Here is a 24,044-nt window from a genome sequence, read left to right as displayed (position 1 = left end):
CCTCAGCAGCAGGCGCCGCTCGCGCCGCTCGACTGGGCGATGCCTTCGCGCAAGGGATGGGTGGTGGCACCCGAACCGTTGAACCAGAGTCCGCTCGTCACAAGTCCACCGACGAAGACGACGATTGCTATGAGCGTGAATATTTTGATGCTCATGAAAATCTCCTCTCCGAGCATTTACGGATGACGCGTTGACAAGAAGAGTCAACAATAACTTACTCAATGAGTCAAGTATTAATCTAGCAAAAGACGATCTCGAAAAGCGGAACTCCCTTTCCCAAATGAGATCTGAATTAGCGTCAATTCAGAAAATGCCAGCCCAGACCAGCCACGACCGCTTCGCGCCAGCGAATCGATCATGCCAACTCCATTGGATGGTCAAGGACTTACTGGTAACGTTGATCTGTCATCCCGGTGGTCATAGCCACCTCCAAGGAGCCCACATGGACCCTCTCGAAAACACGACGACCACAGGGCTGGGTGAGCGCATCCGGCTGCTGCGCGGCAAACGTGGCCTCAAGCAGCAGGATCTGGCGTCCAGCGAGATATCGGCGAGCTACATCTCCTTGATCGAATCCGGCAAGCGCGCTCCCTCGGAGTCGGTGCTCGCCACGCTCGCGGAGCGCCTCGGCTGCTCCGCCGAGTATCTGCGCAGCGGCCGGGACGACCACGAGCTGGAAGAGGCGCGGCTGCGACTGGCCTTCGGCGAGATGGCCCTGCGCAACGGCAGCAACGGCGAGGCACTGCAGACCCTCAGCGAACTCCTGACCAGGCCCAGCCTCCTGGACGTCACCATGACCCGGCGCGCCCGTATGGGACAGGCCTCCGCACTGGAGAAGCTCGACCGCACCGAGGCAGCCATCGCGGTCCTTGAGGAACTCCACCGCGACCCCGACCTGGCCTCGGGTTCCGCCGAGTGGTGCCAGATCGCGGTCGCCCTGTGCCGCTGCTATCGCAACGCCGGCGACATCACCCTCAGCATCGAGATCGGCGAGCGCGCCATGTCCCGGCTGGACGCCCTCGGCCTGGACGTGACGGTCGACCACGTCCAGCTCGGCGCCACGCTCATGGCGTCGTACCACATGCGCGGTGACCTGACCCGCGCCCAGCTCATGGGCGGCAAGCTCCTCGACGCCGCCGAGAAGCAGGGCGCCCGGGCCGCACGGGGCGCGGTGTACTGGAACGCGGGTCTGGTGGCCCGCTCCCGGGGCCAGTTGAACGAGGCCATGGCCCTGGTGGAGCGGGCGCTCGCGCTGATGTCGGAGGACGACAACCTGCGCCACCTCGCCATGCTCAAGATGAACTACGGCTCACTGCTCCTCCAGGTCGACGAGCCCGAACCGGCGCGCGGCAAGCAGCTGTTGGAGGAGGCGCAGCAACTGCTGGCCGAGGTCGGCAACGCGCCGGAGCTGGCCCAGTGCGAGATCGGGCTGGCCGACGCGGACGCGATGCTCGGGCACTGGGACGAGGCCGCGGCGCACGCCGAGCGCGCGCTCGGGCTGACCGGCACCGAGTCCCGCATCCAGGCCGTCGGCGCCCGGGGCACGCTCGCCGAGATCCAGCTGATGCGCGGCAACTTCGACCAGGCGGCACAGTATCTCCAGGCCGCCACCCGGCAGTTGCGCCAGTTCCGGCCCTCCCACCAGGTGGCGCTCAACTGGCGTTACCTGGGCGACCTGTGGAAGCGGCAGGGCAACACCGCCGAGGCGCTCAAGGCGTACGACCGGGCCCTGTCGGCGGCCGGCATGGCACCGCACCGCGACCCCAGCCAGATCTTCACCGAGCACCGCCGTTCCTGAACCCCCGGCCGTTTTCCCGAATCCGGCCCGATTCCCCACCTTCCTGGTGGAGTTCACCTCGCGGGCAGCCCCACGCAAAGGCATGGGCCTTTGGCTGTCGCCCCCGGTAAAGGCATGGACCTTCAGGCGTCGAACGGCCCGACGGGGCAGGCGACCCGGTTCCGTTTCCGGCCGGATCCGAACCCTGCGAACCCCCCGCCTGGACGGGTGTCCGGGCCGGGGGGTTCGTCGTGTCTCCGGTCGACAGGTGGCGGCGACCGGACCGGTCGATTCCCGAGAGCCACCCGAATTCCACACCCTGTTCCGTCACCGTAATTCTCGGCGGGCGACGGGGAATTCGGCGGGGAATCAGCGGGAGGTATTCGCCAGCCGGTGCACCGCGGCGAGTGGAATGGGCAGCCGTTCGGGGCGGAGGCGGGATTCGTACACGGCCTCGTAGATCGCCTTGTCCGCCTCGAAGGCGCGCAGCACCACCGGCTGGCAGTGCGGGTCCTCCCGCCCGGCCGAGGCGTAGCCCTCGATGAAGGCGCGCCGGTTGCGCACCGCCCACGCGGCCGCCCGCCTCCTTCGGCGCAGCCGTCCGGCGGGCGAACCGTCCTGGGGATCGGCGGACTCCAGGGTGGCGAGGCCGGTGCGGGCCGCGTAGTCGAAGGAGCGCAGCATGCCGGCGACGTCCCGCACCACCGGCTGCGGGAGGGCGCGTTCGGCGGCGGTGCGGGCCGGTTCGCCCTCGAAGTCGACGATCCGCCAGCCGTCGGTGGCACGCAGCGCCTGCCCCAGGTGCAGATCACCGTGGGTGCGCTGGGCGAAGACGGGAGAGCCGCGCCCGGCGACCCGGGCGTAGTCGTCGAAGAGGGCGCCGAGCCGGGTGGTGTAGCGGGCGAGCGCCGGGACCTCCTCGGCGGCCTCCTTGAGCCGCATGTTCATCCGGGCGGCCTCCTCGGCCACGTCCGGTGCGGTGAGCCGGCTGCGGCCGAACGCCCGGTCCAGCGCGCCGTGCACCTCGGCGACGGCCCGGCCCAGGCTGCGGGCGTGCGGGGTGAATCCGCCGCTCACCGGCACGCCGCGGCACGCGTCGGCCATGCAGTCGCTCGCGTTGCGCACCGCCTCCTCCCAGCCGTCCCGGGCGTCGGGCAGGAACTCCTCGACGAGGCCGAGCACCAGGCCCTCGGCGCCGGGGGCGTCGCTGTGCAGGGCGCCGTAGAGGCGGGGGGTGCGTGCGCAGTGTTCCCGGGTGAGGGCGTGCAGGGCCTCGACCTCGGTGTGCGGGCCCGGTTCGGGGCGGCGGAAGATCTTGAGGAGGATACGGCCGCCGTAGGCCACGGCCGTGTTGCTCATCTCGCCGTCGAGCGGGTGGGGGACGAGGCCGACGGGGAGCGGGTAGCGGCCGGTGCGTTCCAGGCGCGGGCCGGGGCCCGTACCGCCGCCCGCCAGGGTGCGCAGCAGCAGTCCGAGCAGGGCGCCGTCGGCGAGCGCGTCGTAGACCCGCCAGCCCTGCCAGGGGCCGGACGGGACGGTGGAGACGGCGGCGGGTTCGAGGCGGGCGGGGAGTTCGGGGCGCAGGCCGAGCAGGAGCTGGTAGTGCAGGGCCTCTCCGCCCGGGCGGCGGGCCGTGACCACGGCGTGCAGCAGCAGGGGCGGTTCGTCGCCGAGCACGGACGCGGCGCGGGCTTCGAGGTGTGCCCCGGTGAAGCGGGCGTCGAACCAGCGGCGCCCTTCCAGCCAGGGTCCCAGGGCCGGGAGCAGGGGTTCGAGGATGCCGTCGCTCATGATCCCTCCGCGGGTGTGAGCACGTGCGCGACCTGGTGGGCCGGATCGAGGCGTACGTAGGTGGACTCGCCCCAGGAGTAGGTCTCCCCGGTGAGTTCGTCGCGCAGCTTGAGCGTGCCGTCGGCGGGCGGGCCGAGGGCGGCCGGGTCGCAGGTGACGGTGGCCTCGTGGGCGTGGTGCGGGTCGAGGTTGACGATCACGAGCACCAAGTCGGTGCCGCCGTCGGGCAGTTCGACGCGTTTGGTGTAGGCGAGGATCTGGTCGCTGTCCGTGCTCTGGAGGCGCAGGTTGCGCAACTCCTGGAGCGCCGGGTGCTGTCGGCGTAGCCGGTTGAGGAGGGTGATCAGCGGGGTGATGGTGCGGCCCTCCGCTTCCGCACGTGCCCAGTCCCTGGGCCTGAGTTGGTACTTCTCCGAGGCGAGGTAGTCCTCGGTTCCCTCGGTCAGCGGGGTGTTCTCGCAGAGTTCGTAGCCGGCGTAGACGCCCCAGCTCGGCGCGGCGGTCGCGGCGAGCACGGCCCGGACCTCGAAGGCGGGTCTGCCGCCCTGCTGGAGGTAGGCGGGCAGGATGTCGGGGGTGTTCACGAACAGGTTGGGCCGCAGGAACCCGGCGCTGTCCAGGGCGAGTTCGGGCAGGTAGGCGGTCAACTCCTCCTTGGTGTTCTTCCAGGTGAAGTAGGTGTACGACTGCTGGAAGCCGGCCTGCGCCAGCGCGTGCACCATCGCCCGCCGGGTGAACGCCTCGGCCAGGAACAGCACATCGGGATCGGTGGCGCCGGCCTCCGCGATCAGCCACTCCCAGAACTGCACGGGTTTGGTGTGCGGGTTGTCCACGCGGAAGATCCGCACACCCAGGTTCATCCAGTGCCGCACGATCCGCAGCGCCTCGGCGTACAGACCCTCCGGGTCGCCGTCGAAGTCGAGTTGGTGGATGTCCTCGTACGTCTTCGGCGGGTTCTCGGCGTACGCGATGGAGCCGTCGGCGCGATGGTGGAACCACTCGGGGTGCTCGGTGAGCCAGGGATGGTCCGGTGAGCACTGGAGGGCGAGGTCCAGGGCGACTTCGAGGCCCGACTCCCTTGCGGTGGCGACGAAGTGGCGGAAGTCTTCCTTGGTGCCGAGGTCGGGGTGGATGCTGTCGTGGCCGCCGTGCCGGGAGCCGATGGCCCAGGGCGAGCCGACGTCGTCGGGGCCCGCGTGGAGCGTGTTGTCCGCGCCCTTGCGGTGAGTCCTGCCGATCGGGTGGACCGGTGGAAGGTAGACGACGTCGAAGCCCATCGCGGCGACGGCGGGCAGCCGCTCGGCGGCACTCCGCAGTGTGCCGCCGACCGGGCGGCTGCCCGCCCGGACCACCGCCCCCTCCGAGCGCGGGAACAGTTCGTACCAGGAGCCGAAGAGGGCGCGTCGCCGTTCGACGCGCAGCGGCAGTGGCCGGGAGGCGGTGACGAGGTCACGCAGCGCGTAGCGCCCCAGGGCGGCCGTCACCCGGGGGGTGGTGACGGCGGACAGCCGGGCCGGAGGGGGGCCCAGGGTGTCACGGAGCGCGGCGACGGCCGCGGAGACCGCCTCCCGGCGGTCCGATTCGGTGATGCCGAGTGCCGCTCGTTCGTACAGCAACGCGCCCTCGGTGAGGGTGAGTTCGGTGTCGACGCCGGCCCGGATCTTCAGCGCGGCGTCGTGCCGCCAGCTCTCCAGCGGGTCGGCCCAGGCCTCGACCCGGAAGGTCCAGAGGCCCTCCGTGTCGGGTACCACGGTCGCCTGCCAGCGGTCGGCGTCCTCGTCGACGAGGGTCATCGGGACCCGGTGGGCGGGGCGCCCCGCGGGATCGTGCAGGACGACGTCCGCGGCGACGGCGCCGTGGCCCTCGCGGAAGACGGTGGCCGTGATGTCGAGGTGTTCGCCGGTCACGGCCTTGGCGGGCAACTCCCCGTCCCGCACCCGTGGTCGGACGTCGAGGACGGGGATGCGCCCGGTCACCGGTGTCATGGTCGACTCCTCCCGTTCGGATCCCGTCAGCGGAGCCCGGTCGGGGCCGGCGTCCGGGATGCGAGCAGGTCGATGATGGTCCGTGCGAAGAGGTGGCAGTGGTTGCCGGTGCGGCCGGTGACCAGGTCGTCGTGGATGACGACGTCCTGGTCGACGTACTCGCCGCCCATGTTCCGCAGATCGCCCAGCAGGTTGTTGTGCACCACCGCGCGCCTGCCCTGCATCAGGCCCTGCACGGGTGCGGCCAGCCACATGCCGTGGCAGATGATGCCCTTGAGGATCGCCGGGTCGGCGAACGCGCGGCGCAGGAACTGGGAGGCGGGCGGCAGGAGTTGGGGGTCCTCGGTGAAGCGCAGCCGGTCGGCGACCATCCCGGAGGGGACGATGATCGCGGAGTACTCCTTCAGCGCGAACTCGTCGAGGTCCTCGAAGGACTCGGTGACCTCGAAGGGCATGCGGTGCTCATGGCCCTGGAAGGTCATCTGCTCGTTGCCCCACAGCCGGGACAGGAAGTGGACCTCGGCTCCCTCCTCGGGGAAGCGGTACCGGTAGTAGAGGATCTCGGGCTCGTAGAAGTCGCTCTCCATCAGGACAGCGATCTTGTGACCGGTCAGTCGCACGGCGACTACCCCTTCCCCTTGGCGGTCACCAGGTCGATGAGGAACGGCCCGCGGTGCGCGAGCGCCTGCGCGACGGCCTCCTCCGCCTGCCCGGGCTTCTCGACCCGGAGGGCGGCCACGCCGAGCGAGCCGGCGAGGGAGACGAAGTCGACGGCCGGGCTGCTCAGGTCGAAGATCTCGGGCTGTTCGTGGGCGGGGATGTGCTGGTCCCGCCAGTACTCCTCGATGTTGTCCTCAAGGAGCTTGTAGCTGCCGTTGTTGCAGATGACGAACTTGGTGGGGAGGCCGTAGCGGGCCGCCGTCCACAGTGCCTGGAAGGTGTACATGCTGCCGCCGTCGCCGGTGAAGCCGACCACCGTGCGGTCGGGATGGGCGAGTTGGGCACCCAGCGCGCCGGGGATGCCGACGCCGAGGGAGCCGCCGCGGGTCTGCATCCACTGGCCCGGCACGGTCGGCGCGAGCCGCCGGAAGATCTCCGGGGACGCGGTCAGCGCCTCGTCGAACAGGATCGCGTCCGGCGGCAGCCGCCGCGCGAACTCCTGGGCGAGCGCGATGGTGGGCAGTTCCAGGGCCGTGGCCGTGGCCTCCTGCCGCGCGTCGGCCGCGGCGAGCGCGGCCGAGCGCTGCGCGGCGTGCCGGCGCAGCCGCTCGACGGCCGCCGTCCGCCGCCCCAGGCCCATCTCCCGGCCGAGCGCGTCGGCGAGCAGGCTCAGGGTGGCCTTCGGGTCGGCGACGATGCCGAGGTCGACGGGGTGGTTCTTGGCGATCGCGCCGGGGTCGAGGTCGATGTGCACGACCGGGACGCCGGCCCCGAACACGCCGTCGAGGGCCGGGTAGACCTCGGGCAGCGCGTAGGTGCCCACGACGAGGACACCGTCGGCGGCGCCGGTGATCTTCCGGCTCTGCTCGCCGAACATGTGGCCCAACTGGCCCGCGTAGGCGGGGTGTTCGACGGAGAGGTTGACCTCGGCCCAGTCCGCGCCGTACACATCGGCGCCCCACACCTCGGCCAGCCGCCCCAACTCGGCCTGCGCGCCCGCGAAATGGACCCCGTCACCGGCGATGACGATCGGCTTGCGGGCGTCGGCGAGCAGGGCCGCGGCCTTCGCCACGGTGTCCGGGGTCGGCAGGCTGCGCGTCTCCGGGTAGGACACGGGCGCCACCGGTTCGGCGGTGTCGTGGTCCATGACGTCGGCGGGCAGCACGACCAGCACCGGACCGTACGGCGGGGTCGCGGCGACCTTGAAGGCGCGGCGCAGGACGCGCAGCGTGGAGTCGGGATCGACCACGCGGGTGGCCCACTTGGTCACCGGCCTGGCCATGCCGACCAGGTCGGCGGCCATCTGCGCGTCCATGCTGTCGTAGCGCAGTCCGGACTCGCCGACCAGGGTGACGATCGGGGCGTGGCCGCGCATCGCCTGGTAGAGCATCCCGATGCCGTTGCCGAGCCCGACTCCGGAGTGGAGTTGCAGGACCGCCGGGGTGCGGGTGGCGCGTGCGTAGCCGTCCGCCATGCCGACGGCCGTGCACTCCTGGAGGGCCAGGATGTACTGGATCGAGGGGAAGGAGCGCAGTTCGTCGAGGAACCCCTGCTCGACCGTGCCGGGGTTGCCGAACATGAACCGGACCCCTTCGGCCTGCAGTTGTTCGAGCAGCGCGATCCGCGCGGGCCTGCTGTCCATCGTGCTCACCTCTCGTCGGAGCAAAGGGCGTCGGGGCGGCCTCAGGCGGTCGCCGTGAACCCCCACTGCCGCAGGCCCTCTTCGAGGACCTCGACGGTCTTCTGTCCGGTCAGATAGGAGTCGGGCGTCGAACGGCCCGTGATGAACGGGTAGTCGACGATGACGGAGGTCGTCCTGCCGAAGTTCCCGTGGTACGCGCCGCCGGGTGCGGTGGCGTCGCGCAGGATGTACTCCAGCGGGTACGGCGGCGGGCCCATCACGAAGTCGGTGCCGAGGAAGCCGGTGCCGTCCTTGTAGTCGTACTCGATGCAGTGCCCGGTGACGTGCTTGCCGCGGATGAGGGAGACCCGGGTCTCCTGGTCGCGGGCGAAGGCGAGGCAGGCGACGCCGTAGCACTCGGCGGCGATCGGCCGGTCCAGGGCGTGGAAGGCGAGGATCAGGTCGTGGACGCGCCAGTTGTTGGCGAGGTCGACGATCGGTCCGCTGCCGCCGACGATCAGCAGCGCGTCGTAGCGGTCGGCGATCTGTGAACGCACCTGCTCCAGACGGGAGTTGTAGGCCTCCCAGTCGCGCAGGAAGTACGGCTTGGACCGGTAGGGCCGGTCGGGCAGCCAGGACGACAGGTCGAGCGGGTTGTCGAGCCGGTCCGAGGCCTCGACCTTCCGCACCTTGGCCGCCGTCTCGGGCGTGGTGACGGAGCGGCCGAGCGGCGGGTCGACGTACTCGGGGTCCAGGCTCGGCGGCAGCGCGTGCGGGCGCTTGCCGGTGGCGGTGGCGAAGGTGACGTGATAGCCGGCCTGGTCGAAGGTCTCCAGGGGGCCGATCAACTCCTCGCCCCAGTAACCGTATTCGGACAGGACGACCAGAATGCGCTTGCTCACGGGGTTCCTCCCGTTCGGCGGGACGGTGCCGGCTGGCGGATTCCTGTGTACGTCGCGGTCGTTCGCGCCGGTCGTCGGCGGGGCCCGGGTCGTGGCACATCCTCAAGTGGCCGAACGCACTACGGCATGTCCTGGCCATCGATCTTCGACCCGTGAACCCGCGCGCGTCCGCCGGGAGTTGCCGCAGCTCCGGCGGCGACTTCGCACAGTGCGGCCCGTCCTCGCGCACGGGCGGCCGGGGCGGGCGCGGTTGTGGGGTCATCGGTCGTGTGTCGCTTCCGGACCCCGGGAGCGGAACCCCGATGAGCGGAGACATTCAATGCCGAGCGAACAGACCGGCTCCGACCGGGAGATCGCCGAGTTCGTGCAGCGCTGGTACGACCTGCTGAGCGAGCACGCGCCGGTCGAGGAACTGCTGCCCTTCGTGGCCGACCAGGGCCTGGTGATGGCCTTCCCGGAGCGGACCCTGTACAGCCACGCGGACTTCCTCGACTGGTACACGGCCGTCGGCGCGGCCTACACCGACCAGAGCCACACCGTCGAGAACGTCACCCGGCAGGAGGACGGCACCCGTATCGCCCTCGACGTCACGGTCGTGTGGACCGCCAAGTCGACCGCGGACGGCACCGTTTCGTCCTTCCGGATCAACCAGAAGTGGCAGTTGGAGCGCCCCGCCCCGGGTGCCCGTCCGCTGATCGTCGACTACCGGGTCGGCGAGCCGGCCGCCATCTGATTCCCCGTCACCTTTTGGAGGCTGACATGCCGTCGAAGTCGGTGCCCCTCGGGGCCGATTACATCGTCGTCGGCGCCGGCTCGGCCGGCTGCGCGGTCGCGGCCAGGCTGAGCGAGGACCCGTCCGTGAGCGTGGTCCTGCTGGAGGCGGGCGGCTGGGACGAGCGCCCCGAGATCCATCAGGCTGACGCGGCCTCGGTCCTCTCGCTGCTCACCGCCGAGTGGCGCGGCGAGATCGACTGGGGCTACGTCACCGAGTCCGAGGCGGGCATGGAGGGCCGCCGTGTCCCCGTGGCCCGTGGCAAGGTCGTCGGCGGGTGCAGTTCCGTCAACGCCCTGATGTGGGTGCGCGGCAGCCGCCACGACTACACCCGCTGGGTCGCCGAGGGCGCCACCGGTTGGTCGTACGAGGAGGTCCTGCCGTTCTTCCGCAAGGCCGAGGACTACTCGGGCGGCGCCGACGCCTTCCGCGGCGCGGGCGGTCCCGTCCGGGTGCGGCAGCTCGACCGGCCCGCGCCCATCGCCCGGGCGTTCGTGGAGGGTGCCGGTGAACTCGGGTACGCCACGAACACCGACGGCGACTACAACGGCGCCCGGCAGGAGGGCTTCGGCTTCCTGTACCAGACGTTCCGCGACGACGCGGGCCACCGGTGCAGCACCGCCGACGCCTATCTGCGCCCGGCCCTCGGGCGCCCCAACCTGACCGTGCTGACGGACACCCTGGTCACCAGGCTGCTGCTCTCCGGGACGCGGGCCACGGGCGTCGAGTACGTCCACGAGGGCACCCGGCGCGAACTGCGCGCCGAGGGTGAAGTCATCGTGTCCGCCGGGGCGTTCGAGACGCCCAAGCTGCTCATGCTGTCCGGGATCGGCCCGGCCGCACACCTTCGGGAGCACGGCATCCGCTGTGTCCAGGACCTGTCCGGGGTCGGCGCCGGACTTCAGGACCACCTGTTCGTGCCGATCTGCTACCAGTCGCTGCGGGAGCACCCCGACGGGGCGCTGCTGTCCGAGGCGGGGCTGTTCACCCACACCCGCGAGGCCGGTCCGGAGGACTCCCCCGACCTCCAGTTCACGTTCGGTCCCATCAAGTTCCTGCCGGCCGACGCACCCGCCGACCAGTGGGAGGGGCCCGGCTTCACCTTCGCGCCGATCGCGCTGCGGCCGCAGAGCCGGGGGCGGGTGCGACTGCGCGACAGCAGTCCCGAGTCCAACGCCGTCATCAGCGCCGGCTACCTCACCTCCACCGCCGACCTCGATGTCCTGGTGCACGGCGTGCGGTTGGCGCGCGAGCTGGCCGCCACCCGTGCCTTCGACCCGTTCCGCGGCGACGAACTGGGCCCCGGCAAGGACATCACCGGGCCCGAGGAACTGCGCCGGTACATCGCCGCGAACGCGACGACCCTGTGGCACCCGGCCGGCACCTGCCGGATGGGCACGGGCACGGACGCCGTCACGGACCCGGAGCTGCGCGTGCACGGCATCGCGGGGCTGCGGATCGCGGACGCGTCGGTGATGCCGTCGATCACCGCGGGCAACACACACGCGCCGGCCGTGCTGATCGGCGAGCGCGCGGCGGCGTTCGTCCGCGAGGCCGCCACCGCCGCCGACTCCCAACCGTCCCTGTCCGACGTCCACTTGAGCTAGGGGATGCAGCATGTCCGACCTCGACCAGAACCAGCAGGAGAACCTTCGGCTGTACCGGCGCTTCCTCGAAGCGTTCAACTCCGGCGATCTGGCGGAGATCCCCCGGGTCATCGCCGCCGACTTCACCGACCATCACCCCGGGTTCGACACCAACGGCCTCGACTCCTATCTGGAGGCGCTGCGCGGGGCGTACAACACCCTTGAGCTGAAAGGTGAGTTGGAGGAGCTGTCGGCGCTCGGCGAGGACCGGGTGCTGACCCGGGTCAAGCTGACCGGCACCCACCTCGGCACGCTGCTCGGCTTCCCGGCCACCGGCCGCAAGGTGGAGTGGTCCACCACCGAGATCTGGCGGGTCCGGGGCGGCCTCTTCGTGGAGCGCTGGGCGCAGGACGACATGCTCGGACTGCGCGAGCAGATCTCCTCCGACGCCTCGAACCTGGCCGTCGTCCAGCAGGTCAGCGACGCCGTCAACCACCGCCGCCTGGACGACCTCGACGACCTGTTCGGGCCGACCTTCCACGACAACAACCCGGCGTGGAGCTGCGAGAGCCTGGCGGAACTGAAGGGAATCATCCAGGGCGCGTACGACGGGCTCGACTTCAGCGTGCACCTCGACGCGCTGTACCCGGCCACGCCCGACAAGGTGATCATGCACATCACCTTCCACGGCAAGCACATCGCCCCGTTCTTCGGCCAGGAGCCGACCGGCAAGGAGGTCTCCTGGACCAGCCTGGAGGTCTATCGGCTGGAGGACGGCAAGGTCGTCGAGCGCTGGGTGCAGGCCGACACCGCGGGCCTGATGCGCCAGGTCGGCGTCCCGCTCCCCTGATCGATCCCGTACCCCGCAACAGCCACAGGAAAGGACGGGCGCATGAACACCCGAGAAGTGGTCGACACGTACTACCGGCTGGCCAACTCCGGCGAGTGGGACGCCTGGTGCGACCTGTTCGCCGTCGACCAGACCATGGACGAGCAGTTGGCCGGTCATGTCGAGGGCCGCGAGACCCTCCGGGAGATGATGAAGGGCTTCCCGGAGATGTACGCCTCCTTCGCCAACGTCCCCCGGCACGTGGTCGTGGACGGCGAGCAGGCCGCGGTGGTCTCCGACATCACCGGCCGCACCCACGACGGCGTCACCGTCGAGGCCAAGGTGTGCAACTACTTCCACGTCACCGGCGGCCTCATCACGTACTTCGCGAACTTCCACGACAGTGTGCCGTTCGCCGCGATCACCGGGAAATGAGGGCTCACCGATGACGACCGCCGCCCCGGCCGGCCTGCGCTGGTCGCACGTCGGCCTCAACTGCCGTGACCAGAAGGCCACGGAGGAGTTCTACACCCGGCACTTCGGGTTCGCCCGGGCCCGGGTGGTGGAGGCCGACGGGGTCCGTGTGGTGTTCCTGCGCAACGGCCCCGTCTATCTGGAGCTGTTCGCTACGGACGCGGACGCCCTGTTCACCACGGCGAAGGACGGTCCCGACAACCCCGGCACGGCACGCCATCTCGCGTTCCAGGTCGACGACGTGGACGCGTTCCTCGCCGCCGCAGGGGGCGAACTGGAGCCGTTGCTCGGCCCGTTGGCCTTCGACGCGTTCATCCCCGGCTGGAGGACGGTGTGGGTGTCCGACCCGGACGGCGTCGTGCTGGAGGTCAGCCAGGGATACACCGATCAGTCCACCGACGAACTGGCCACGTACGCCTGACAGGAGAGTGCACCACCATGAGGCCCGTCCCCGACCAGACCATCCTCCTCACCGGCGCCACCGACGGCATGGGCCGTGAGCTGGCCCGTGAACTCGCCGCGCAGGGGGCGTCGTTGATCCTGCACGGCCGCAGCGCCACCAAGGGCGCCGAGCTGCTGGCGGAACTGCGCGCGTCCACCGGCAACGAACGGCTGAGCTACGAACTGGCCGACTTCTCCTCGCTGGAGGACATCCGCAAGCTCGGCGACCGGATCCTCTCCACCCACGACCGGCTCGACGCGCTGGTGAACAACGCCGGCATCGGGGTCGAGCTGGCCCGCCACGAGAGCCAGGACGGACTGGAACTCACCTTCCAGGTCGACTACTTGGCGGCCTACATGCTCAGCTGCCGGCTCGCGCCGCTGCTGGTGCGCTCGGCCCCGGCCCGCATCGTGAACGTCAGCTCCGCGGGCCAGGCGCCGATCGACTTCCGTGACGTGATGCTGGAGCGGAACTGGGACGGGGTGCAGGCCTACTGCCAGGCGAAGCTCGCCCAGATCAGCCTGACCTTCGACCTGGCCGAGCGGCTGCACGGCACCGGGGTGACGGTCAACGCCCTGCACCCGGCGTCGTACATGCCGACGAAGATGGTGGTGAACCTCTTCACCCCGCAGTCCACGGTCGAGGAGGGGGTGCACAGCACCCTGCGCATGATCACCGACCCATCCCTCGACACCGTGACGGGCGCCTACTTCAACCGCACCCAGCGGTCCCGGGCGGGCGCCCAGGCCTACGACGAGCGCGACCGCGCCCGGCTGCGCGCGCTGAGCGAGTCGCTGACCGGGGTGAGCTTCCCGGCCGACCTGAACTGAACGACCCGAACCGGGCGACCGGAACACCGAGCCCCCGCCTCGTGCACGCGAGGCGGGGGCTTCGTGGTGTGCGGGTGCTAGTTCACGGTGACGGACAGCTTGTGATGGAACACGTTGCCGGGGTCCCAAGTGGCCTTCACTTGACGCAACTTGACTAGGTTGCCCTTGAAGTACAGGGTCCCCCAGGGCACGCCGGAGGTGTTCCAGGCCGGGTCGGTGAGGTCGGTGTCCGGGTAGTTGATGTAGGAGCCGTCGTTCGTGTCGTTCGGCACCGGCACCCCGCCGGTGTCCGCGTAGAGGTCGCGGTACAGGGCGCGCATCCACGCCACGTGCCGGTCGTCCTGGGTCGGATCGGGCCAGTACGTCGTGAAGTTGGCCTTGAGGATCGAGTCCCGCTGGGCGAGCGCGGTGGCCGTGGGCGACACGGTGTTGACCTTGCCGCCGTAGGAGTAGAGCAGAATGCCGGCGTGCCCGTCGTAGGCCGCGTCGGAGAGGTAGCCGTAGAGGGTCTTCGCCTGGGCGGCTGACCAACCCTGGCGCAGATAGGCGCCCTTGGACTTGGTGCGGTTGTAAAGGCCGGTGTCGTAAGGGTCCTTGAGGGTGGTCTTGAGCCAGGGCCAGGAGGAGCGGGCGTCGGTGTAGGGGACGCCGATGCCGCCGGTCACCGCCGTGACGTAGGCGTCGAGGAGGGCCGAGGCGTCCGAACGGGTGCCGTCTATCTGGGTGTTGAGGACCAGGCTGCCCTGGATCCGGTTGTAGAGGATCAGGACGCTGTGCAGGCTGTCGTAGGAGGAACCGGCGACGCTGTTGCGGGCGTGCCAGGCGCCGTGGTTCGCGATCAGCGCGGTGAAGGCGGCCTCCGTCAGGTCGCTCCACTTGATGGCGACGGTCGACTTCAGCAGGGTCTTCGGCGGTCTCGGAAGGAGGGTCGAGGGGTCGGTGCCGGTGGCGTCGGGGGCGCGGAACCAGTAGCGGGTGACGATGCCGAAGGTGCCTCCGCCGCCGCCCGTGTGGGCCCACCACAGGTCGCGGTGCGGGTCGTCGGCCTCGCGGGTGGCGACGACGGCACGGGCGGTGCCGGAGGCGTCGACCACGACGACCTCGACGGCGTAGAGGTGGTCGACGACGGCACCGTACTGGCGGCACATCGCGCCGTAGCCGCCGCCGGTGACATGGCCGCCGACGCCGACGGTCGGGCAGGTCCCGCCGGGCAGGGACACGCCCCACTCCAGGTACAGGGTGCGGTAGACGTGGCCGAGGGTGGCGCCGCCCTCGACGAGGAAGGCGCGGCGGGCGGGGTCGTAGCGGACCGTGTCCATCTCGGACATGTCGACGAGTGTGCGTACGTCCGGGTCGTCGACGAGTCCGTCCAGGCAGTGCCCGCCGCCGCGCACGCCGATGCGTTTGCCGGCGTCGACGGCCTCCTGGACGACGGACACCACCTGCGCGGTGGTGTGGACGAGCCGTATCGAGTCGGGGGCGGCGGTGAATCTCGCGTTGTAGCCGCGGGAGGTGAGGTCGAGATAGCGGGGGTCGGCTGCGTTGACGGTGACCGCGGCGGGGGTGGTGGTGGCGTCGGCGGCCAGGGCGCGGGTGGGGACCACGGCCGCGCCGATCCCCACGGCGGTCGCGGTGCCGAGGAGGCCGCGCCGGGTGAGAGCGGCCGACGGGCGTCGGTCGGGTGGTTGTCGTGTCACTGCGTCTCCTTCTGTCACGGAAAAAAGCTGCCGCCCAGGAGGCCAGGAGCCTTCTGGGCGGCAGGGGTTGAGGGGGTCAGACGACGTCGTGTCCGCTGACCGTGGTCTCCGGGATCTCGTCGCGGACGTCCCAGTGCTCGACGATGAGTCCGCCTTCGAGCCGGAAGATCTCCACGACGACCGAGCCCCGGTCCGTGGCGGTGGCACGGAAGTGGGTGTGGACGAAGACCAGTTCGCCCGAGCCCGCCGCGCGCTTGATCTCGAACCGGGCGTCGGGGAGCTGCTTGCGGAAGCCCTTGATGAACTCGACCAGCGGCTCCCGTCCGTCGGGCAGGTTCGGGTTGTGCTGGATGAGGTCCGCGGCCAGGTACTTGTCGGCCAGGTCGGTCTGCCCCTGGTTCCAGACGGTCTCCAGGTATTCGCTGACGAAGTGCACCTGGTGGCTGCTCATGAGTTCTCCTTGACTGACTGATCTAACTGATGTGTACGGGTGTGGCGGGCTGCTCGGCGGCCTTGGCCGCCGACGCCTGCCGGACGGAGAGCAGATGGGCCAGCGCGGCGAGGACGAGCACGCCCAGGGCCGCGGCCGGGATGGGGCCCGCGCCCACGCCCGGCAGCAGGGAGCTGCCGATGAAGCTGCCGAGGCTCATCCCGAGGTAGAGCGCGGCGGCGTTCAGGGCGAGGATCAACCCCGGTTGCAGGGGCACCAGTTCGACCAGCCGGGCCTGTTGCGGGGCCTGGTACAGCTGGCTGAAGAAGGCCCAGAACGCGAAGAACACGAGCCCGGCGGTGGAGTGCGGGGCGACCAGCAGCAGCGCGAAGCCGAGGGCGAGACCGCCGACGGCGAGGCCCACGGTGCGCTCGCCGCCGATCCGTTCGGCGATCCTCGGCGCGGACGCGTTGCCCGCGACCCCGATCACGCCGAAGGCGAGCAGGGTCACCGAGATCAGTCCGGACGACGCGTCGAAGCGGTCCTTCAGATAGGCGCCCGCGATGCCGTAGACGGTGAACTGGGCGGCCATGAACAGCAGGGTCGTCGAGACGGTGGCCACGGTGGCGGGGGTGTGCAGCGCGCCCCGGTAGGCCTGCACGGTGGGGGGTTCGCCGGCCGGGATCTCGGGGACGAACACGAACACCGTCACGAAGGCGATCGCGGAGAGCGCGGCCACGCCGAGCAGCGCCGGACGCCAGCCGAGGCTGCCGCCGAGGAACGACGCCAGCGGCACGCCGAGCACCGCGGCGGCCGTCATGCCGCCGAAGACGGTGGCCAGCGCCCGCTGCCTGCGCTCCGGCGGGACGATGAGCGCGCCGGCCGCCGAGGCGCCGGGTCCGAAGACGGCGGCGCCCATCGCGCCGAGGACCCGAGTGGCCGTGAGGAAGCCGTAGTTGGGCGCCAGGGCGCCGAGGGCGGCGCCGACGGTGAGCAGTCCGATGCCGACGAGGAGGACGCGCTTGCGGTTCCACCGGCGCAGCAGGATGGGGGCGCTGGGCGCGCAGACCGCGAAGGTCAGCGCGAAGACGGTGACGAGGATGCCCACCGCGGCGGGCTGGACGTGCAGATCGTCCCCGATCGGACCGCCCAGGCCGACGACCGCCAGCGAGATCGTCCCCAGGCTGAAGTAGCCGAGTGACAGCGACAGCAAGGCCGGTAAGGCGTTGCGGTTCGGCATCACGCCACCTCCTCTTCCGAACGGGAAAGTTGCATACGGTGACCGTAGGAGCGCCCTGTGACCCCTCGCGCGCGTCGCGAGGAGGACCCCGGCACTGCCCGAGGTCCGGCCCCGCACTACGTCAGGTCGTGCCGAACGAGCGTGAGCGCAGCACCAGCGGCACCCGGCGGCCGGAGCTGATCAGCCAGTGCTCCACGCCGTTGACCAGCAGGAGCAGCAGGGAGGTGAGGGCCAGCACGGCGAGGGCCGGCAGGAAGGGTGCCACGGCGGCGGCGGCCAGGAGCACGAGGCCGCAGTAGAAGCGGGTGGCGGACGCGGCGCCGAACATCCGGCGGCGTGTGTAGCAGAACGTCAGCAGGATCAGGGCCGCGCCGACGGGCAGCAGTCCGGCGGCTCCGGAGTGCGGGGTCCGCAGTGGGTCGTGCACGGTCCTTACGGCGCCGACGGAGACCAGCAACAGCCCTGCCACCAGGACGAGATGGCCGTAGCTGAGGACGTCACGGACGACGACGGCGGGGGTGGGGTGGGTGCGCAGGGCGTGGGCGACGGCCGAGGCGACGAGGTGGAAGTAGAGCCACCACAGGGCGCAGCCGATGAGGAAGGCGAGGACGAGCGCGGTCAGGCTGACGGGGTCGAGCGGGCCTTTGGCGACTCCGGCGCCGACGGAGAAGATGTTCTCGCCGAGGGCGATGATGATGAACAGGCCGAATCTTTCCGGGAGATGGTTGACGCCGAAGGCCAGCCGCCGCAGATGGCCGCTCAGCAGGACGGGTGCCGCGAGCTCGGCGACCACCGCGACCGCCCAGCACACCACGCGCCAGGGGGCGGGGAGGTTGGCGGCGGCGAACAGCACGAGGGCGAAGGCGAGTCCGGCCCGATAGGGGTGGATGGTGTAGAGGGCGCACTCTCGGCGGATGGCCTCGCCGATGAGCAGGCGCAGGGCGAGGTAGCTGCCCGCGTACAGCAGCGCCTGTTCCCGGTCGTCGAGGGCCTGCGGGGCGGCGACGGCCATGCCGTAGACGGCGAGCGCGGTCAGCATCAGGAACACCCGTTGCAGACTGGTCTCCTGTACGGCGTTCATCGCCATGACGACGTCCACCCAGGCCCACCACAGCGGGACGAGCACGAGCAGACACTGTCCCAGCACGGGCCAGGTGGCGTGTCCGGCGAGCAGGTGCGCGATCTGGCCCACGCCGAACGCGAGGACCAGATCGAAGAAGAGCTCCGCCCAGGTGGCCCGGTCGCGCACCTGAACGGCCGGGACGGTCGTTGTCGTGGTTGCGTCGGTCATCGTCGTATCGGGACACGGGCAGGCCCGAGCAGCGCGAAATGTGCGAAGTGGGCACCTACTGCGGCAGGTTGAGCGCCCGGTTGTCCGAACTCAGCGCCCGGAGAGCGACACCCGCACCGGCCCGCCCGTCGGGTCGACGAGCCGGGTCCAGCCCGCCGTCAGGGTCAGCGTGCGATGCGGTACGGCCGCCCGCAAGGTCAGTGCGAGATGCGCTACGGCCGTCCGCGGCCGCTCCTGATGCAGCGGCCGCCCGTCCTGGACGACGCGCAGGACCGGCCGGTTCACCAGCGCCGAGGTCCGCAGGACGTACGGGCGGTCGTCGCCCGGGGCGACGCGGTGCGGGGCGATCCAGCGCAGGGGCGCCTCGACGAGGAGGGGAACGGAGGCTCGGGACCACTCGGCCCCGGCGAGCAACTCCAGTACACCGGCGGCGACATGGGCCCCCTCGCGGGCGGCGGTGGCCGCGCTCTCCACGGGGTGCAGCACGCTGCCGACGGCGAACACACCGGGCCGGGAGGTGCGCAAGGCCCCGTCGACGACGGGGCCGCGGCTGCCGGGGCCCAGGTCCAGGCGTCCCCGCCGGGCGAGTTCGTGGTCGGGCACGAAGTCACCGGTGAACACGACCGTGTCGCAAGCCAGTTGGACGCTACGGCCGTCCCGGTGCCGGACGCGGACGCCGGACAGCCGTCCGTGGCCGAGGAGTTCGGTGACCGTGGTGTCGGTGAGGAGCGGGACGCGGTGGCGGAGGCGGGCGTCGTGGGCGCGGGCGGCTGCCGTCTGGGGGACGGGCAACTCGGTGACCATGGCGACGACTTGGGCCCCGGCGGCCCGTACGGTGTCGGCGGCGGCGTAGGAGACGCCCTCCGCTCCCACCACGACGGCCCGGGTCCCGATCCGCTGCCCGTGGAGATGCACCGCCTGCTGCAACTCCCCTGTGGTGTAGACCCCGTCGGGGCGAGTGCCCGGCACCAGCCGGGCCGCGCGCGGTCGTTCGCGGGCACCGGTGGCGAGGACGACGGCTTGCGCGCGGACGGTCTCCGGACCCTGCGGACCTGTGGTGTCGAGGGCGAGCCGCCCCGCCCAGTCGAGGGCCGTGGTCCCGGTACGGACGACGGCACCGGACCGTACGGCGGCCGTGTGGAGCAGACGGGCGTACGCGGGTCCGGTGAGCTGATGCGTCCAGGTGCCGAAGCCGCCGTGGTGGCAGTACCGGGGCACTCCCCCGGCCTGCTGTTCCCGGTCGAGGACTTCGACCCGGGCGACTCCGGCGGCGGCGAGGCGTGCGGCGGCGGCGAGTCCCGCAGGCCCTGCGCCGACGACGAGGACGTCGACATCGCGCGTCGGGCGGGTCACGCCCCGGCCCCCTCGAACAACTCCCGTACGGCCGCACCGCAGTAGAACCCCTGGCAGCGCCCGGCCCGGGCCCGTGTGCGCCGGCGCAGCCCGTCGAGGTTGCGCGGTGGCACCGTACTGGTGAACGCGTCCCGTATCTCGCCGCGCGAGACGCGCTCGCAGTGGCAGACGAGGGTGCCGTACTCCGGGTCGGCGGCGACGAGTCGGGCGTTCCGGTGGGGGCGCGGGTGGGTCTCACCGAGGTTCGGCATGCGGACCGGTGCCAGGTCCCGCGCCGGGCCGAGATCGAGGCCCATGTCGGCCAGCAGCGCGGTGACGTGGGAGGCGATGGCGAGGGACGCGGTCAGGCCGGTGGAGCGGATGCCGCCGACCGTGACGTACGTCTGCTCGGGGTGGGCGGTGATGCGGTAGTCGTCCTGTTCGGTGGCGGCGCGCAGACCGGCGTAGACGGCGGTGACCTCCTCGTCGAGGAGCGCGGGGAGGATCCGCGCGCCCAACTCCCGCAGCAGGGCGAGGCCTTCGGCGGTCGAACCGGTCGCCCGCTTGTCGTCCAGGTCCTCGGCGGTGGGCCCGAGGAGCAGGTTGCCGTAGACGGTCGGGGTGACGAGGACTCCTTTGCCGCGTGCCGTGGGGACGGGCAGGAGGATGTGGTGGAGCAGGTCGCGGGCGAGCTTGTCGAAGACGATGAGCTGGCCCCGGCGCGGGGTGACGGTGAAGTCGTGGTGTCCCAGGCGGCGGTCGAGGATGTCGGCGTGCAGTCCAACCGCGTTGACGAGGCAGCGGGTGCGGAGGGTTCCCCGGGCGGTGCTGAGGAGGTGCTCGCCCTCGCGCGAACTGATCCCGCCGACCGGTGAGTTGAGGTGCAGGTCGACCCCGTGCCGGACGGCCTGGGTCGCGTACGCCAGGGTCGTCGTCCAGGGGCAGATGACGCTCTCGCCGGGCACGTGCAGGGCGCCGAGCGCACCCGGGCCGAGGTGCGGTTCGCGTTCGTACAGTTCGGGGGGCTCGATCAGTCGGGTGGCACGGTATTCGTTGCGTACGGCCTTCTCCGCCAAGTGCGGGAGCGCGGCGAGCTGTTCCTCGTCCCAGGCCACGAGCAGCGCGCCGACGGGCTCGACGGCGATGCCCGACTCACGTGCGTACACGGCGAGTTGGCGCGCGCCCTCGCGGACGAGGCGGGCTTCGAGGGAGCCCGGTACCGCGTCGAAGCCGGTGTGCAGGATCGCGGTGTTCGCCTTCGACGTGCCCTGGCCGACGTCGTCCTGCGCCTCGACGAGGGCCACGCGCAGATGTGGACGGCGGGCGAGTTCGCGGGCGATCGCGCAGCCGACGACTCCCGCGCCGACCAGCGCCACGTCGTAACTCCCCGACGGCAGCGGTCCGTTGACCGTGACCGTCATACGGGTGCCCGGTCGAGCAGGGCGGTGACTTCGGTGCGGAAGGCGGCGAGGCGTTCGGCCGCGTGGTCGGGGGTGATGCGTGGTTCGTAGACGGCGGCGGGTTTCCAGTCGGGCAGGGCGTCGGCGAGCGTCAGCCCCGGCTCCGCGCCGAGTTGGGCCAGGGCGCCCACGCCGAGGGCGGTCGCGTCGGGCAGCGCGGACACCTCGACCGGGCGTTGCAGGAGGTCGGCCTGGGTCTGCATGAGCAGGGCCGAGCGGGTCAGGCCGCCGTCGACGCGCAGCACGTCCAGGGGGGTGCCGAGGTCGGTCGCGGCGGCTTCGGCGAGTTCGACGACCTGCGCGGCGAGGCCCTCGCAGAGGGCGCGCACGAGGTGTCCGGAGGTGGTGTCGAGGGCGAGTCCGGTGAGGGAGCCGCGCAGGTCGCCGCGCCACCAGGGGGCGGCAAGCCCGGCGAGGGCGGGCACGAAGGTGACACCGCCCGCGTCCGGTACCGCGCCGCCCACGCGGTCCAGGTCGGCGGGGCCGGTGATGACGCCGAGATCGGTGAGCCAGCGGACGGCGGACGCGGCCGTGTACACCTGCCCGTCGAGGCAGTAACTGGTCCGCCCGCCGAGCCGCCAGGCGACACAGCTCACCAGTCCGGAGTCGCCGCGCCGGGGTGTGTCACCGGTGTGCGCGAGCAGGAACGCCCCTGTGCCGTAAATGCACTTGGCGGCACCGGGCGTGGTGACGCGCTGGGCGAGCAGCGCGGCCTGCTGGTCAACGACGAGTCCGGTGAGGGGTATCTCCGCGCCGAACGCCGTGGTCGTACCGATGGGCCCGGCGCAGTCGACGACTCCCGGGAGACGTTCGTCCAGGAGTCCGTGGAGGTCGAGCGCGCGGGGCGACCAAGCGGCCTTGTCCAGGTCGAGGAGTTGGGTGCGGCCGGCGGTCGCGGCGTCGGTGACATGGGTGCCGGTGAGGCGGTGGACGAGCCAGGAGTCGCTGGTGGTGACCATGCCGTCCCGGGTGAGGTGGCGCCGGATCCAGGCCATCTTGGGTGCGGCGAAATACGGGTCGAGCGGCAGACCGGTGATCCGGCGCAACTCGTCGCCGTGCTCGGCGAGTTCGGCACACACGCTCTCAGCCCGGCGGTCCTGCCGGACGAGTGCGTCGGTGAGCGGCATCCCTGTGTCGGGGTCCCAGGCGAGTACCGTCTCGCCCTGGTTGGCGAGGCCCAGCGCGGTCACGGGTTCGTCGGCCTCGGCGAGCGCGCGACGCCCGGCGACGATCACCGACTCGTACAGTTCCTCGGGGTCGGCCTCGACCAGGCCGCCCGGCAGCCGACGGTTCCCCACCGAGACGAACCCGGTGCCGATCACGCCGCGTTCGGGACAGATCACCAGGGCCTTCGTGCCGGATGTTCCCTGGTCGACGGCGAGTACCGGACCCGTCATACCACCCCTCTCGTAGATCAACGCCCGACAGCCTGCCGCCGGGCCGCACACCACGTCAAGCGTTTCTGATCATCGATCAACTCGTGGATATATCTACGGAGTTGGGGATGAAGCGCCCTCTCGGAGAGCATCTCCGCGGCAGTAGGTGTCAGGGGGGCCTGGTTGAACTCCGAGCTCGCCGAGTCAATCGTCCGAAAGCCGTGCTCACAGCCCCGGACCAGGTACGAACTCCCCCTCCGGATACGGCAGGATGAGCGGTCGCGTCGGTCGGAGAACCGTTCCGGCCGACGCGACCGCAATGCCCGCACTTCGAGCAGGTGGACAACGTGACGACTTCGCACATCCGGCCGTCGGCGGCACTTTTCGCCGCAGTCCCGCTCCCCGGAGGTGACCGATGAACCGCACGCCGACCCTGGACGACTTCATGCTGGCCGGAATAGCGCTGGCCTCGGGCCTGTTGGCGGCGTTCCTGCTGCGGGTCCTGCTGCGCTGGCTCGGCAAGCACGCGGACCGTACGCGGTGGAGCGGCGACGACGTGATGGTGGACGCGCTGCGGACCGCGCTGCCGTGGTCGGCGATCGCCGGTGGCGCGGCGGTCGCGGGGGCGGCCCTGCCGTTGACGCACACGGTCCAGCACCAGGTCAACCAGAGCCTCAAGGTGCTGATCATCCTCGCCGTGACGGTGTCGGCGGCCCGGGTGATAGCGGGACTCGTGCGGGCGGTCACCAACTCCCGTTCCGGGGTCGCCGGTTCGGCCACGATCTTCGTCAACATCACCCGGATACTGGTCCTCGCCATCGGCTTCCTGGTGATGCTCCAGACGCTGGGCATCTCGATAGCGCCGATGCTCACAGCCCTCGGTGTCGGCGGCCTCGCCGTCGCACTCGCGCTCCAGGACACCCTCGCGAACCTCTTCGCGGGCATCCACATCCTCGCCTCGAAGACCGTCCAGCCCGGCGACTACATCAAGTTGAGCAGCGGCGAGGAGGGCTACGTCGAGGACATCAACTGGCGCCAGACGACCGTACGGGCGCTCTCCAACAACCTCGTCGTGATACCGAACGGCCAGCTCGCCAAGACGAACATGACCAACTTCATGCGTCCCGAGCAGCAGTTGACGATCCTGGTCCAGGTGGGCGTCGGCTACGACAGTGACCTGGAGCATGTCGAGGAGGTGACCATGGAGGTCATCGCCGAGGTCATGACCGACATCACCGGTGCGATCCCCGAGCACGAACCGGCCATCCGCTTCCACACGTTCGGCGACTCGCGGATCGGCTTCACGGTGATCCTCGGTGTCGGCGAGTTCAGCGACCAGTTCCGTATCAAGCACGAGTTCATCAAGCGTCTGCACAGGCGGTACCGGGAGGAGGGCATCCGCATTCCTGCACCGACGCGGACGGTGGCGCTCCAGCAGGGGTCCATCGCCATACCGCAGCAGCGGATCCCGGAGGACGAGCCGGGCGAAGTCCCCTCCGCCCGGCTCGACTGACCGCTCAAGGACGGCTCTGCCTACCCTGACCGGTCA

General features: G+C 70.9%; 21 protein-coding genes. 8 read left to right on the top strand and 13 right to left on the bottom strand.

The features are described 5' to 3' along the window. Window positions 1-2 precede the first annotated feature (2 nt). Complete coding sequence (locus ACIRRY_RS03900) at window positions 3-155, bottom strand: hypothetical protein (protein WP_329262681.1); 153 nt, start codon at window positions 153-155, stop codon at window positions 3-5. 287 nt (window positions 156-442) lie between these two features. Here ACIRRY_RS03900 and ACIRRY_RS03895 point away from each other — a divergent pair, with 287 nt between their 5' ends. Next, entirely contained in the window at window positions 443-1,798 is a 1,356-nt protein-coding gene (locus tag ACIRRY_RS03895) for a helix-turn-helix domain-containing protein (RefSeq protein WP_403967578.1), read from the top strand. A 348-nt stretch (window positions 1,799-2,146) separates the two neighbouring features. On the opposite strand, the gene ACIRRY_RS03890 is transcribed toward ACIRRY_RS03895, so the two are convergent. From ACIRRY_RS03890 to ACIRRY_RS03870, 5 genes are read right to left on the bottom strand one after another with little or no spacing between them, the layout of a single operon-like run. Further along, window positions 2,147-3,568 (bottom strand): hypothetical protein, encoded by a 1,422-nt coding sequence (locus ACIRRY_RS03890; RefSeq protein WP_403967576.1) that lies wholly within the window; start codon window positions 3,566-3,568, stop codon window positions 2,147-2,149. Further along, complete coding sequence (locus ACIRRY_RS03885; protein WP_403967574.1) at window positions 3,565-5,553, bottom strand: alpha-1,4-glucan--maltose-1-phosphate maltosyltransferase; 1,989 nt, start codon at window positions 5,551-5,553, stop codon at window positions 3,565-3,567. The genes ACIRRY_RS03890 and ACIRRY_RS03885 overlap by 4 nt, the downstream gene beginning before the upstream one ends. Before the next feature lie 26 nt (window positions 5,554-5,579). Then, complete coding sequence (locus ACIRRY_RS03880; RefSeq protein ID WP_403967572.1) at window positions 5,580-6,173, bottom strand: DJ-1/PfpI family protein; 594 nt, start codon at window positions 6,171-6,173, stop codon at window positions 5,580-5,582. 5 nt (window positions 6,174-6,178) lie between these two features. After that, a complete protein-coding gene (locus tag ACIRRY_RS03875; RefSeq protein WP_403967570.1) occupies window positions 6,179-7,855 on the bottom strand; it encodes a thiamine pyrophosphate-binding protein in 1,677 nt (558 codons plus the stop codon). A 41-nt stretch (window positions 7,856-7,896) separates the two neighbouring features. Beyond that, on the bottom strand, window positions 7,897-8,736 hold the full coding sequence (locus tag ACIRRY_RS03870) for a type 1 glutamine amidotransferase domain-containing protein (protein ID WP_403967568.1): 840 nt from the start codon (window positions 8,734-8,736) through the stop codon (window positions 7,897-7,899). Window positions 8,737-9,055: 319 nt separating this feature from the next. On the opposite strand from ACIRRY_RS03870, the gene ACIRRY_RS03865 reads away from it, so the two are divergent. The 6 genes from ACIRRY_RS03865 to ACIRRY_RS03840 are packed head-to-tail and all read left to right on the top strand — an operon-like array spanning window position 9,056 to window position 13,669. Continuing rightward, window positions 9,056-9,469 (top strand): nuclear transport factor 2 family protein, encoded by a 414-nt coding sequence (locus ACIRRY_RS03865; protein WP_403967566.1) that lies wholly within the window; start codon window positions 9,056-9,058, stop codon window positions 9,467-9,469. 26 nt (window positions 9,470-9,495) lie between these two features. Beyond that, entirely contained in the window at window positions 9,496-11,115 is a 1,620-nt protein-coding gene (locus tag ACIRRY_RS03860) for a GMC family oxidoreductase (protein WP_403967564.1), read from the top strand. A 10-nt stretch (window positions 11,116-11,125) separates the two neighbouring features. Continuing rightward, a complete protein-coding gene (locus ACIRRY_RS03855; RefSeq protein ID WP_403967562.1) occupies window positions 11,126-11,944 on the top strand; it encodes an ester cyclase in 819 nt (272 codons plus the stop codon). Window positions 11,945-11,986: 42 nt separating this feature from the next. Continuing rightward, the gene (locus ACIRRY_RS03850) at window positions 11,987-12,358 is read left to right on the top strand and encodes a nuclear transport factor 2 family protein (RefSeq protein ID WP_403967560.1); all 372 of its coding nucleotides are present in this window, start codon (window positions 11,987-11,989) and stop codon (window positions 12,356-12,358) included. Between the two features lie 10 nt (window positions 12,359-12,368). Next, complete coding sequence (locus ACIRRY_RS03845) at window positions 12,369-12,818, top strand: VOC family protein (protein WP_403967558.1); 450 nt, start codon at window positions 12,369-12,371, stop codon at window positions 12,816-12,818. 17 nt (window positions 12,819-12,835) lie between these two features. Further along, window positions 12,836-13,669: an SDR family NAD(P)-dependent oxidoreductase gene (locus ACIRRY_RS03840; protein WP_403967556.1), complete on the top strand. Its 834-nt coding sequence runs from the start codon at window positions 12,836-12,838 to the stop codon at window positions 13,667-13,669. Window positions 13,670-13,746: 77 nt separating this feature from the next. On the opposite strand, the gene ACIRRY_RS03835 is transcribed toward ACIRRY_RS03840, so the two are convergent. From ACIRRY_RS03835 to ACIRRY_RS03805, 7 genes are all read right to left on the bottom strand, one after another. Further along, window positions 13,747-15,366, bottom strand: coding sequence for an FAD-binding oxidoreductase (locus tag ACIRRY_RS03835; protein ID WP_403967554.1), 1,620 nt, complete (start codon window positions 15,364-15,366; stop codon window positions 13,747-13,749). 76 nt (window positions 15,367-15,442) lie between these two features. Next, window positions 15,443-15,817 (bottom strand): ester cyclase, encoded by a 375-nt coding sequence (locus tag ACIRRY_RS03830; RefSeq protein ID WP_403967552.1) that lies wholly within the window; start codon window positions 15,815-15,817, stop codon window positions 15,443-15,445. A 22-nt stretch (window positions 15,818-15,839) separates the two neighbouring features. Next, a complete protein-coding gene (locus tag ACIRRY_RS03825; RefSeq protein WP_403967550.1) occupies window positions 15,840-17,036 on the bottom strand; it encodes an MFS transporter in 1,197 nt (398 codons plus the stop codon). A gap of 121 nt (window positions 17,037-17,157) precedes the next feature. Then, window positions 17,158-18,327 carry a low temperature requirement protein A gene (locus ACIRRY_RS03820; RefSeq protein WP_403967548.1) on the bottom strand — a complete coding sequence of 390 codons (1,170 nt, stop codon included), beginning with the start codon at window positions 18,325-18,327 and terminating at the stop codon, window positions 17,158-17,160. Between the two features lie 90 nt (window positions 18,328-18,417). Continuing rightward, a complete protein-coding gene (locus ACIRRY_RS03815; RefSeq protein WP_403967546.1) occupies window positions 18,418-19,680 on the bottom strand; it encodes an NAD(P)/FAD-dependent oxidoreductase in 1,263 nt (420 codons plus the stop codon). Beyond that, window positions 19,677-21,080 carry an FAD-dependent oxidoreductase gene (locus ACIRRY_RS03810; RefSeq protein WP_403967544.1) on the bottom strand — a complete coding sequence of 468 codons (1,404 nt, stop codon included), beginning with the start codon at window positions 21,078-21,080 and terminating at the stop codon, window positions 19,677-19,679. Before ACIRRY_RS03810 ends, ACIRRY_RS03815 begins: the two co-directional genes overlap by 4 nt. Next, the gene (locus tag ACIRRY_RS03805) at window positions 21,077-22,516 is read right to left on the bottom strand and encodes an FGGY family carbohydrate kinase (protein ID WP_403967542.1); all 1,440 of its coding nucleotides are present in this window, start codon (window positions 22,514-22,516) and stop codon (window positions 21,077-21,079) included. The genes ACIRRY_RS03810 and ACIRRY_RS03805 overlap by 4 nt, the downstream gene beginning before the upstream one ends. Before the next feature lie 394 nt (window positions 22,517-22,910). On the opposite strand from ACIRRY_RS03805, the gene ACIRRY_RS03800 reads away from it, so the two are divergent. Next, window positions 22,911-24,008 (top strand): mechanosensitive ion channel family protein, encoded by a 1,098-nt coding sequence (locus ACIRRY_RS03800; protein WP_403967540.1) that lies wholly within the window; start codon window positions 22,911-22,913, stop codon window positions 24,006-24,008. Window positions 24,009-24,044: the final 36 nt, after the last annotated feature.

This window comes from Streptomyces sp. NPDC101776 (assembly GCF_044766845.1).
Lineage (GTDB): Bacteria > Actinomycetota > Actinomycetes > Streptomycetales > Streptomycetaceae > Streptomyces.
The sequence above is the reverse complement of the archived record's forward strand: the minus strand, read 5'-3'. Positions and strand labels throughout refer to the sequence as shown.